This window comes from Protofrankia coriariae (assembly GCF_001017755.1).
Classification (GTDB): domain Bacteria; phylum Actinomycetota; class Actinomycetes; order Frankiales; family Frankiaceae; genus Protofrankia; species Protofrankia coriariae.
In genome coordinates, this window is record NZ_JWIO01000070.1 from 1 (window position 1) to 11,703 (window position 11,703).

The following is an 11,703-nucleotide window of genomic DNA, read 5'->3' on the forward strand; positions in this document are numbered from 1 at the left end:
GGCTACGGATCTGTGAGGTTGGCACGTCGGGTCTGTAGCCAAGTGTGTAGCCCAGCCGGCGGACATCAGCGGACGCCGACGAACAGACGCGGAGTCGGCGCCCAGGCCATGCCGACTGTGCGGACGACTCCGGACACCGGCGGACGGACTGTACCGACTTTGCAAGGCAGGGGTCGCGGCCGGCATCCACGCGCCGTCTCGGCTCAGTTCAGGCGGAAGCCTGACGGCAACGCTGACGGCAACGGCAGCGAACGACGGTAGACGAGCATGGACGGACGAGGCCACCCGAGCAGACACAGTGGACGACCAGGGACCACAGCGGGACCACGCTCCGCACCTGAAAAGCGGAAGGTCGGCGGTTCGACCCCGCCCCTGCCCACCGTTTTGACCTGCGGAAATAGCCGGATTTTTCGATCACTTCTTGATCATTGTATGGCAACGAGTGTGGCAACGGCGTCGCGTGATCTTGACGGCGGCCTGTCTGCCACCCCGGTTGACCTGCGTAAACGGTGGAGTTGACCATCCGCTTTTCGGGTGGGAGGTCACGAGGCCTGCGTCCACGGACGTTGCCACAAGGTATGGGCCTTGTGTGGCAACGGGGCCCGGCCGGTCCGGTCACGCCGGGTCCGTGACCTGCAACGGTGCTCAGGATCGGGGCCGGTGGACCGTCCGCTTGTGCGGCGGCCGGTCCACGGAGCGCTCCTCCCGTGGTGGCACCGGCGATGGAACACAGAGGGCACCTGGCCTCCGGTGGCGCCATGCTCAACGGTCACACTCGGGACCCATGGGACATGGACATCACCACGGCGGAGGCGGAACCGGTGAGACGTCGCGGCCAGCCACGATCGCCATGTCGGCGACGGTCGCGCTGTTCCTGATCCTCACCGTGGCCGGCGTGGTCCTGCTCTGGCCGTCTGGCGGCGCCCGCGAAACCCCCGAGGATCTCCGTGGTCTGGTGGGCGGCGCCAGTCAGCTCGTTGACGCCACCGTCGAACGCGCCGGCCGGGGTCCCTGCCCCGACCTGACCGGTGCAGGAGCATCCCAGGGGACCTGCGACCAGATCGACGTCGTCCTGGACGATGCGTCGGGATCCAGCGCCCGGCTTCACCTCGATACTCTCGTCGACCCCACCGGGCCGATCCTGAAAGCGGGGGACAAGGTCCGGCTCGCCCCCACCACCAACATCGCGGGCCAGGCGACCTACTACGTCGCGGACTTCCAACGCTCCGCACCCATCGGCTGGATCGCGTTCCTCACCGCCGCCATGGTCGTCGCGGTCGCCCGTTGGCGCGGACTGGCCGCACTCGTCGGCCTCGTCCTCAGCTACCTCGTGATCGTCAAGTTCACGCTGCCGTCCCTGCTCGACGGACATTCTCCCGTCGCGGTCGCCATGACGACAGGCACCGCCCTGGTTGTCGTCCTGCTTTACCTCGCCCATGGTGTGTCTGCCCGTACGACCGCCGCGCTGCTGGGCACCGTCGCCAGCATGGCTCTCGCCGGGGCCTTCGGTGCCCTGGCGATCGACCTCGCGCGCATCACCGGGCTCGGTTCGGACGAGGACGTGATGCTCAAGGCGTTCGCCGGCCAGCTGAGTCTTCCGGGGCTCGTGCTCGCCAGTGTCATCATCGGCTCGCTCGGTCTGATCAACGACATGACGATCACCCAGGCTGCCGCGGTCTGGGAGGTCTCCGACGCGGCACCGCACGCCTCGTTGCGGCACCTGCACGGCTCCGGGATGCGCGTCGGACGCGACCACATCGCCTCCAGCGTCTACACCCTTGTCCTCGCCTACGCCGGTGCCGCTCTCCCGACCCTGCTTCTGTTCACCCTCGCCGATCGCAGTAGCACCGATCTGGCCGCCACCGATCTCGTCGGCGCCGAGATCGTGCGGACCGCAGCCGGCACTGTCGGCCTGGTGGCCTCGGTGCCCCTGACCACGGTCATCGCCGCGCTCGCCGCATCACGACGACACCCTCCAAGCCCCGAACTCCCCCTGACCGACACGGACACGGCCGATGTGGCCCCTGGCGGTCACGGCGGTGCCGACACTCAACCTCTCACCTACAGGCGCAGTTAGTGCCTGCCGTGCGGGCTCGTCGGTGAATCGGTGCGTGGCTCGACCCTGCCGGACCGGCCCCGGAGCACGAGACCATCACCATCCCGGCGGTGTTGGAAGTGACCGATTATCGAGGAATGCGGTCTGGCCCACGCCGCCGCAGACTCGGAGCGAAGAGACGAAGAAGTCCGCCCGGACCGGCCGGACGGCCTGTCACCCGTGCGCCTGACCTCCGGAACGACGTCTTGCGTGTTCCGTGGTCTGTCCCGATGGGTCAGCGGTCGAGGACCCGGAGAAAGATCGTCACTTGTCTTCTGGGTCCGCACACGGGGCACGCAGACAACACCCGGCGGTGCGGCGATCGTGTACTCGACCATCACTTGGAACACGAAGGTGGTCGGGCGGAAGACCGGAGACAGCCGCGAGTGTGGCGACGTTGCTGAGGTGGACAAGAAACGTCAGACCGACGGTGATGTAGTCCCTGCACGGATCGGTCTACGGGGCTGGCTTCCAGCTGGGACGTCTGCTGGTGACCCAGTCCGTTATTACGACGGTGGTCGCGGCGGGGCGTACGTCGAGGGTGGGTAGGTCGTGGAAGGCGACCGATACGATGTCGATCCCGTCCTCGCGGCTGCCGATGTCGGTGCCCCAGGGCACCTGCGCCGCGAAGAGAAGGTTGATCTCGTGGAAGGAGGTGCCGCCTTCGTCGTAGAGGTGCTCGACGCAGCCGAGGAACTCGATGTCCCGGACCCGTAGTCCGGTCTCTTCGTTGGTCTCCCGGCGAAGTGCCGTCTCCACAGACTCGCCCGGTTCGACGTTCCCCCCTGGCAGGAAATACCAGGTCTGTCCTCGGTGGTTCGCGAGCAGTAGCCGGTCCTCGGTGAATGCTACGAGGCGGGCGCTGACCTCGATCACGACGCCGGCCGGTCAGGTGGCAGCTCGGACACGGCCGCGGTGGTTTGCACGGGAGTCCTCCGGTCTGGCTGGGTCTGCGGGCGCAGATGATGTTTATGTCGGTGCTGGGATAGCTCGCTCGATGCGAGCGGTTGGGTTTTTAGGGCGAGGCTGGCAGTCCGAAATCGGCGGGGTCGAGACCGAGATGTTTTGCCACTTCGGCTACGACGGCCTGTTCCTCGGACACGAATTCTCCGTCGATGCCGCCCAGCACGATGCCGAGGCGTACGACTGCCGCGGCCTGCACGCTCTTGCCGCGCACCTTCGCGATCTCGGTGAGCGCCGATTGTTTCCCTGTGTCGAAGTCTCGTATCAGATCCTCCAGTAGCGCCTGGAACGCGGACCGGAGATCGTCGGTCGAAAAATACGACATCACGGGGTCGGTTGCCACGAACGCCTCAAAGCCGTCGATCTCGGCCGGGTCGATGTAGCCGTCGGCCGCGGTGACCAGTGCGGAGACGGCGACCGCCGCATCGCGGAACCGCCGGCTCCGCAGCTGCTCACGTCGCGCGGCCAGCTGTGCGCGTAATGATGTCACGGATGGGCGTAGCCCAGGGGCGGAAGCGGATGACCGCAGGCCGCGCCAGATCGGCCAGCTCTCCGCCAGCCATCGTCGGACCGCCCACCCGACTGGGCGTGGCGCCAGCCGTACCGCGAGCAATGCGTCGGTGTGGACTTCGACGAGCTCGCCCTCCACATGCAGGGGCTTGGCGGTCGCCGGCCATTCTGTCGCGAAGACCAGGGACAGCATGTTGCCGGAATGGGGCGATCTGCTCGCTTCGGCGTCGTCGTGTTCGACGGCCGCGACGAAGTGACAGCGTTCGACGAGGGAGCGGTAGTCGACACGGACGTGGCGGGCCAGGGCTGACTCGACTCTTTCCCCGCTGGTCACGAGCCCGCCGGGTAGCACGTTCCATCGATGACCAGGTCTGCTGACCAGCAGCATCCGATCCTCTCGCAGTGCTACGAGCCGGACGTCGACCCTGAGCGGGTCCGTTACGGATGCCATGTCGGTCAATCCTCCCGACGTAACGCTGCGCGTACCACGGCCATTGTCCGCGATTCAGCCTTCCTGTGGATGAAATCTGGCGATTGATGGAAGAATCCGGGCGAATCCTGGAATGGTTGCAGAGGCGCGGCAACGGCTAGCGGAAACGCCGTGGCTGATCGCAAAGCTGCTGTGCCCAAGTGCTAGGAATTCCGGTTACTTGACGGGATTCTGTGCGTCGCTGGAGCTGTCCTGCCGCGAAGGCCTGTGACTCGAAGGCGGCAGCCGCACCGAACGCACGCCGGTCGTTCGTTCGATGATCGTCATGGGAGGGCAAGGATCCGCCTGCCGCCGGCCTTGTCGACTGGCGGCGGTGAGCCCTGTCACCTGCGCGGTCGCACACGAAGCAGGTAGATCGTGGCCGCTGGAACGAGGCTGCTGAGCTCGTCCTCGGGATCATCAACGGCGCTGGTAGGCGGTCCAGGCGGGTGTGAGCGCAACGATCAGTGCGGCGGCGGCACCGATCTGGAGGAAGTGGCGTATCCAGTCGATGCCCGAGGTATGGCGGACACCGATCGCGCTGGCGAGGACGTTTCCCACGAGGGCGCCGACGATCCCGACGACGATGGTCAGCCAGATCGGGATGTTCTGCCTGCCGCGCAGGACCAGCCGTGCCAGCGCGCCGATGACCAGGCCGGCGATGACGATCCAGATGAGCTGGAACATGGTGACCTCTCTGCTCTGTGGGGCGAGATGGGCGTGGGGCGTGATGAGGTGATGCTGGCCTGGCGGTCCGGAGGCCCGCTGCGAGGGAGGCGTTCTGCTTCGGTTGGCCCAGCCCTCGGGCGCCGCGCCGCGTCGGGCGTACGACTGTCCGGCGGCGCAGTGGTGAGGGCGAGGGCCGAACTCACGCTGTTCCGCCTGGCAGTGATGGGTGGGGTCGCTGTTCAGACGTGAGGGCGGGAGGGTGCGGTGGGTGCGCATGTCGGCGTTGGCCAGGCACGGAAAGGGCGATGGAAGATGATCTGTCCAGGAGGTCCTGGAACGCATTGCTGAGGCCGGTGCCGACAGTGGTGGGGTCGAGCCGGGTCGTGTCGATGGTGGTGCTCAGGCAGTAGTGGCCGTTCCATCCCATGGCGCCGACAGCCAGCGGGACGCCTGCGGCGAGGGGGACGATCGGGTGGACGGTACACAGAGGGAAGTCGAGTAGTTGCAGTGCTTCCGCGGGTCCGGGCATGTTGGTGACGATCGCGTCGAAGCGGGGAGATCGGTACATCTGCCGGGCGGTCATGCGGTGCGCCGCGGCGGGCAGCGCGCCGGCGGCGCGGACGACTGCCGCGCCCGCGAGGGCTCGTGCGGTGGCGCGCGGGCTGGTCTGTTCAGCGACGTGCCGGGCGCGTTCACGGGTGGTCATCCGGCCGAGCGGCACGTTGACGAGCAGTCCCGCGGTCAGGTTGCCAGGCGGTCCGAGGTAGCCGGCAGGGCTGGGCGCCCGCAGTGTTGCGGGCACGGCTGTCCGTAGCGTCGCGTTCTGCGGTGGCCGTCCCTGTGCGTCGAGGCAGGCGCGGACCGCCTCACCCACTGCCGCCAGGAGAAGATCGGTGACCCGCAGGTTCATCTGGCGTGCCGCCGCGCGGACGGATGGCAGCGGCCAGGTATAGGCCTGGAAACGGCGCAGGGGCTCGTCGTCGGCGCACGGTGCGGGGAAAGGACGTGACCTCACAGCGGTGAGGTCGGATGCCAGCGACGCCAGTCCGGCCACCGCGGTCGCGGTTCTGGTGAACCGGCCCGGAGTGGGCCGCTGCGGGGGTGCGGGGCCGGCGGGTGGGGTCAGCAGGTTCCGGAGGAGAGCGATTAGGCCGAGTCCGTCCGCGACGGCGTGGTGTACGACGACGACCACCGCGCATCGGCCGGGCGCGAGACCGTGCACGAGCCATATCCGCCAGAGCGGACGGTGCTGGTCCAGGGGCCGGGAGGCGAGGTCCGCGACGAAGCCGGCCAGCGCGGGCCAGCCGGCTTCCGCTGGCAGCGTCGTCTCGCGGACGTGCCAGTCGAGGTCCACCGCTCTGGGTTCGGACCAGCGGTGGTGCCGCCACGGGCCGGCTGGTTCGACGCCCCGGGTGAGCCGGGTAAGTCCGGGCAGGAGGCCCGCGACGTGCCCACGAAGTCGGGCGAGATCGAGCGGTGACGGTCCGCTGGTGCTGTCGATGACCGCGACCCCGCCGACGTGCTGGGGATAGGTGGGTGTCTCGACGTGCAGGAAGAACTCGTCCGCGGGAGCGAGACGGCGCTGGTTTTGGCGGCGCGGTCGGGCGCGGTCTGTGGCCGGCCAGACCGCGCCGGACAGGACCCATTCACCCAGGTCGACGAGTGCGTGGTCGACCACGACGAGTACGACCAGAACCGCGCCGAGCAGCGGACCGCCGCGGGCGACTGCCGACCTGTGCCGCTGGCCCCGCGCGGCGGGCCAAGCCGCGAGCGGGATGGACGCGGCAGGCGTCGCCGTGCCGGCTGCGTGGTTCACCATGAGTGCCTCGCCGACTCGGCGACGTGTCGTTACAGGTCGAACTCGTCGGGGCTGATGCCGACCGCGAAGCACGCCTCACGGACGACGGCCTGCTCGGTCTTGTCGAAGTTGCCGTCGGCGCCGCCGATGACAATGCCGATCTGGATGACGGCGCGGGCCTCGGTCGGCTTCTTCTTGACCTTCCCGACCTCTTGGAGGACGGAAACCTTCCCGAGTGCGAAGTCCTGCGCGAGCTTGGCGAGGTAGCCGTCGAAGCGGCGGTGCAGGTCATCCGGCGCGAAGTTGGTCAGCACCTCGTTCGTCGCGATCAGGGAGGCGACGCGCTGTCGTTCGGCAGGGTCGATGGTCCCGTCGGCGGCGGCGACGAGGGCGCACACGGCCATGCTGGCGTCTCGGAAGGCACCGCTTTTGAGCTCGTTCTTCTTCGCGGTGAGCTGGCCCTGCATCGTCTGCGTGGAGGTGCGCAGGCGGTCCCAGATCGGCATCGTGCTGCCCTGGCCTTTCTCTCGACGTCGGGTGCGGAGTACTTGTGTGCGAGCCGCGGACAGTCACCAGCCGTGTAGCATGGGAACTCCTGGGACGCCGGTCGGGAGGGAACGCCCGCGGTCATCTCTCTGTCCGCCCGCCCCAGCCGTCAGGACGGCGGTACTCGCGGGCTGGGTGTCGAGCGGCGGATCCGCGGTCGGCTCGGCCTCTGTCGCCGCGTGGATGGCGGCGGTCCGGTCGCAGGAGTGACGGCGTCGACCGACTTCAAGGACGCGGAGCCCGCGAGGCGGCGCCACTGTCGGTCTCCTTTCGGCAGCCTGAACCGCGCAGGCGGGCGGAGCGACGTGCTGCGTTGGCTGGCGATCGTGGGCCAGGGTCACCCTCGGTACCCGCAGCAACATCACGCTGTGGAACGCCGTCACCGTACCATGAGCGATTGTTCATATGTTCGCGTCGGTAGTCCCCTCGGCCACCTGGTCGTGTCGACTGTCCGACATCGTTGCCGTGGAGTCCCGCAGGCTGCGGCTGCCACGCCCTGGCCTTCCCTGATCGGTGCCGCCTTCGGCTATGGGGCGACCTCGGGAGGTCGACGCGGAACCGCGTTCATCTGGAGGCCCCGGGTCGCGTACGCCCGCTCGCCGCGGTAGGCGGGACGGCGCTGACTATGGCCGACAGCGTCGGCTACTCCGGAAGGAACAGGTGTGGATCGGTGAGGAGGTGACGGTGGCGAGAGCACGCCAGAGCGCCAGGGTGGCGTTGCCCGTCATCCGCGCGAAAGGCCCCGATCCACAGTGTCATCCCCGTGCAGGCCGTTGCGTCCGTCCTGCTGACCGGAGCCGCCCCAACGCATGATCCCAGTGCGGGCAGCTCGACGGCGTGGGCCTCTGTCGGGCTGCCACTCACGCTGACCAGGCAAGCTGAACTCCTTCTGTGGGCCGTTACGCCCGCCGAGGCGCTCCGCGAGGAATCCCCGATGGCGACCCGGGCGGAGAAGCCAGGTGATGGCGACGCGGGTGCATTCCCTGGCCGCGCCGGACGCCAAGTCTCCCCGGCTTGTGTCGTCATCGTAGCATGAAGGATCTTTCATGTAACGATGGGCCTGGTGGGTGCTACTCTCCGTTCAGGCGCCGAGGAGCTGGGCGGCTTTCGCCACGATCACGGCGCCGACGAGCAGAAGGTAGGCGCGCATGAGGGTCAGGCAGAGGACGCGGGCCCGTGACGGAAGCGGCGGGTCGAGCGACTCCACGGGGGGCATCGTCCAGCTCGACCGTTGAACGCCGGCAGCGGTGTCTGCCCGAGCCCAGGATCGCCGGGCACCGGGGAGGCTGGCCACGGCGCAGGCGGCGACGACGCTCAGGGCGAGAGCCATCGTGCCGACCGGCGCGCCGGGAAAGAGCGTGGTCATCACGAGGAGCGCGGACAGGACGACGAGAGCGCTGGCCACGACGGTGGCCAGGACATTCAGCCACGGCGGGTTGACCCAGGGCCCGAGTACCGCGCGATCATTGCACAGCAGGATCAGGAAGACCGACGCGCTCGGCAGGAGGACACCGGCGAGTACGTTTGCCAGCACGGTCACCAACCCCAGCGGTGTGGCAGGCAGGAGCACGACCAGTGCCGCCACGACGATCAGGCCCGCGAAGGTGCCGTGAAACGTCCGTGCCTGCCGCCATGGCCGGTGCAGGGAGTGCCGTAGACCCGTCGCGTCTCCGACCGCGTACGACGTCGAAAGGCAGACCGCCGCGGCACCGGCCACGGAGCCACTGAGCAGGGCCAGCGCGAACAGCGCGCCGGCCCACGCCCCCAGCGCGGACGACAGGCCGAACGCCACCTGACCCGCGTCGACGAACGGGCCGCCGGCACGCTGATGCAGGACATGGGAACAGGTCACGAGAACCGCGCACGCCCCCAGCACGAACAGCCCCGTGCCGAGGGCCGTGTCCACACGCTCATAGCGCACCCAGCGACTCGTGATCCTCTTGTCCACCACATTCGACTGCTGGAAGAAGAGCTGCCAGGGCGTCACCGTCGTCCCGACCAGGGCGATCACGAAAAGAACTCCCTGCGTGGACAGCGGCGCCGTGACGGCGGCAGCTGCGGGACCAGGGAAGTCCACCCGTGTTCGGAGCAGCGTGACGACCGCGAGCGGGACCACGAGCATGCTCCCCGCGACGGCGGCGAACATGGCGCGTTCCCAGCCGCGGAAGCTTCCCCGCACTGTCACAGCGACCAGTCCCACCGCCGCGACGGGAACCGAGACATAGCGCGGGATACCGAAGTAGCCGCAGGCCAGGGCGATACCGATGAACTCGGTGATGATGGTGAGGGCGTTCAGCGCCATCAGGTCCGCCACGGCGAACCAGCCCCACCGGCGACCGAACCGTTCGAAGATCAGCCGAGCATGCCCCGCGCCGGTGACCGCGCCCAACCGGGCGACCATCTCCTGGTTGATGAACAACACCAGCGCCAACGGGGCCACCAGCCACAGCAACTGGAGACCGTGATCGTGCCCGGCCTGGGCGAACAGCGACAGACCACCCGCGTCGTTCACCATGACGATCAGTCCGGGGCCCATCACCGCGGCGAGCGCCGCCAACCGCCGTCGAGCCGGCACCGGGTGGCCGGTTTCGACCACCCGGAGGGTGCCCCAGGCGCCCTGGATGTCTCCCCGGTGCGCCCGGTCCAACGCTGACCGCCGCTCGACGTGCGCACCGAAGGACCCGCGGACGACGACGCCCTGCGGTGACCGTTCTCCCTCCGGAGTGGTGGTCATCCCACTGCGTGCCCGGACGACCTGCCCCGTCCGTGCCCCGTCTCACCCGTCCCCGAGATCCGCCGGACCGCGCATTCCAGCAGCGTGTTCACTTCGGTGTCCGCCAACGTGTACATCCGCTGGCGCCCCACCCGCTCCACCCGGACGAGCTCATGCTCACGCAGGACCCGCAGCTGATGCGAAACAGAGGACTGCTCCAACCCGAGCTCGTCCACCAGTTCGCCCACCGAACGCCGGCCCTGGGTCAGACAGGCCAGGATCTGCACCCTGCTCGGGGTCGACAACGCGAACATGACATCGGCGACCTGCTCCGCCGCGGCCTCATCCAACACGAGCCGGGAGCGGGCCGGGCGGGCTCCCGAATCCGGCTGAGACACCTCACCAGCCTAAACGAGTGGATGAGAGGGCTGGACAGCCCTGCCGGGTGGTCCATGCCGTGTGACGTTTCGGTGCGGGGACTTTGACCGCACGTCCACCCTTGAATGGATGGTCCTGGCGAGCCTGGCTTTCCTGCTTCTACACCGCTGTCTGTGGGCGTCGCGGTGCCTTGGTCGCCAGGTGATGCCTGACCCGCGCCGTCGACGCGGCCTCCGGTGCGGGTCGCCTCCCCGCCGCGCCGCGCGGTCCGGTGCGGTTGCCGCGCACCCCGTGTCGACCGCCCTCCGCCATCATTCCTGGTCACCACTGTCGGGTTCCTGTGATCTGGCGGGCGGGATGGGAGCTGGCCGGGTGCGCGTGACCGCGCAGCGTCTTGTGATGGCGGCGCGGTTCTGTCTGCATGTGGCCTTCGCGATGTCCACTTCGCCCGCCCATCATCACCATGCCGGTGCCGGTGGCTCTGGAGCGGATGATCTCGCCGCGCGTGGTGTGGATCTGATGCACGGCGGGCAGATGACGCCGGGCGGACAGGGCTGACGGGGCGCCCTCGCTGCCAGGGCTGCTGTGCGCGGTGCTGGTCGCGGCGTCGGATCATCCCCGTCAGGCGGTCCGCCGCGGCACCTTCGGCTCCGTTCACGCCCTGGGTCCCGTGATTCTGTTTGCTTACTGGCGACCATTCGAGTGCGGTAGACTGCACTCGGTCGAATATTGACAGGTGTCGGATTATCTGGCACGCTCAGGAAATGCATTATCTCCTAATTCCGACGGTCGCCGCTCTGGGTGTATCGGTCCACTCCCTCGTCAAATCCAAAAAAGAGGAAGTCTTGCGTCAAAAGAAATCTCGATACACCACTGCGCTTGTATATGCCCGTATCTCACTTAACTTTACCGCCCGCATTTTTGCAAGCAACAGACCTTTAGCTATTGCGCTAACATTCCCGGGTATCTCTTTCTTTGGTGCGGCTTCGGCTGTCTATTTCGGAGAAGGGAGGCGTGAATAACAATTTAAGTCGGCGATCATCCCGGCCCTTCAGCTAGGTTTTTAGTGTCGGGTTTATCCCGGTTGATTCTTCGCCTCCCCGTATAGACCTAAACGCTTGAGTGGGCCAACCTAGGGAATGGAAGGCTCCAGATTAACTGAGGAAATTGATCGCTGGCCGGTTCCCTCTCTTTCGGTCTCGGATGGAGCCGAACTCGATGGTGGCGGGGGCGAGTTTGAGTACATCGGACAGGACAGTGATGTGCTGGCAACCCGGCGCACGCGCTCACCTCATTCCGACGGCCAGGCTAGTGCAACGTTCCTCATTACGGTTGTAGATCGTCTGTGCCGGTGGGATCCTGGTGGGGAGGCGATCTGTCATGCCGAAGTTGTTGTATGCACGCCCTCCCGCGGACACGGAGGAGGAGCGGAAGATCCGGAAGCTGGCCGGGTCGCGGCACGCTCCCGGCGACTGGATCATACGGGCGAAGATGATCGTGGCCAGCTGGGACGGTGAACGCACCAGTACCATCGCCGCCGGGCTGGGCTGCCACATGCAGAC

The 11,703-nt window shown here is 67.7% G+C and carries 9 protein-coding genes and 1 pseudogene; 3 read left to right on the forward strand and 7 right to left on the reverse strand.

All coding sequences use genetic code 11. The features are described from left to right. The first annotated feature begins 850 nt into the window (after positions 1-850). Entirely contained in the window at positions 851-2,077 is a 1,227-nt protein-coding gene (locus tag FrCorBMG51_RS23530; RefSeq protein WP_047225193.1) for a YibE/F family protein, read from the forward strand. A 474-nt stretch (positions 2,078-2,551) separates the two neighbouring features. Here FrCorBMG51_RS23530 and FrCorBMG51_RS23535 read toward each other — a convergent pair whose 3' ends face one another. From FrCorBMG51_RS23535 to FrCorBMG51_RS23565, 7 genes are all read right to left on the reverse strand, one after another. Further along, positions 2,552-2,971: an NUDIX domain-containing protein gene (locus FrCorBMG51_RS23535; protein ID WP_047225194.1), complete on the reverse strand. Its 420-nt coding sequence runs from the start codon at positions 2,969-2,971 to the stop codon at positions 2,552-2,554. Positions 2,972-3,110: 139 nt separating this feature from the next. After that, positions 3,111-4,019 (reverse strand): TerB family tellurite resistance protein, encoded by a 909-nt coding sequence (locus tag FrCorBMG51_RS23540; protein WP_047225195.1) that lies wholly within the window; start codon positions 4,017-4,019, stop codon positions 3,111-3,113. A gap of 438 nt (positions 4,020-4,457) precedes the next feature. Further along, a complete protein-coding gene (locus tag FrCorBMG51_RS23545; protein ID WP_047225196.1) occupies positions 4,458-4,724 on the reverse strand; it encodes a GlsB/YeaQ/YmgE family stress response membrane protein in 267 nt (88 codons plus the stop codon). A 181-nt stretch (positions 4,725-4,905) separates the two neighbouring features. Further along, a complete protein-coding gene (locus tag FrCorBMG51_RS23550) occupies positions 4,906-6,525 on the reverse strand; it encodes a wax ester/triacylglycerol synthase domain-containing protein (protein WP_047225197.1) in 1,620 nt (539 codons plus the stop codon). A gap of 29 nt (positions 6,526-6,554) precedes the next feature. Further along, positions 6,555-7,010 (reverse strand): tellurite resistance TerB family protein, encoded by a 456-nt coding sequence (locus tag FrCorBMG51_RS23555; RefSeq protein ID WP_047225198.1) that lies wholly within the window; start codon positions 7,008-7,010, stop codon positions 6,555-6,557. A gap of 1,121 nt (positions 7,011-8,131) precedes the next feature. Further along, the gene (locus tag FrCorBMG51_RS23560) at positions 8,132-9,784 is read right to left on the reverse strand and encodes an NRAMP family divalent metal transporter (RefSeq protein ID WP_047225199.1); all 1,653 of its coding nucleotides are present in this window, start codon (positions 9,782-9,784) and stop codon (positions 8,132-8,134) included. After that, positions 9,781-10,161, reverse strand: a complete 381-nt coding sequence (locus tag FrCorBMG51_RS23565) for an ArsR/SmtB family transcription factor (RefSeq protein WP_047225200.1) — start codon at positions 10,159-10,161, stop codon at positions 9,781-9,783. The genes FrCorBMG51_RS23560 and FrCorBMG51_RS23565 overlap by 4 nt, the downstream gene beginning before the upstream one ends. 352 nt (positions 10,162-10,513) lie before the next feature. Between FrCorBMG51_RS23565 and FrCorBMG51_RS23570 the strand changes: the two genes are divergently transcribed. Together FrCorBMG51_RS23570 and FrCorBMG51_RS23575 are read left to right on the forward strand one after the other, a co-directional pair. Then, the gene (locus tag FrCorBMG51_RS23570; RefSeq protein ID WP_047225201.1) at positions 10,514-10,699 is read left to right on the forward strand and encodes a hypothetical protein; all 186 of its coding nucleotides are present in this window, start codon (positions 10,514-10,516) and stop codon (positions 10,697-10,699) included. Positions 10,700-11,521: 822 nt separating this feature from the next. After that, positions 11,522-11,703 (forward strand): annotated as a pseudogene (locus FrCorBMG51_RS23575) (helix-turn-helix domain-containing protein); the annotation flags it as partial.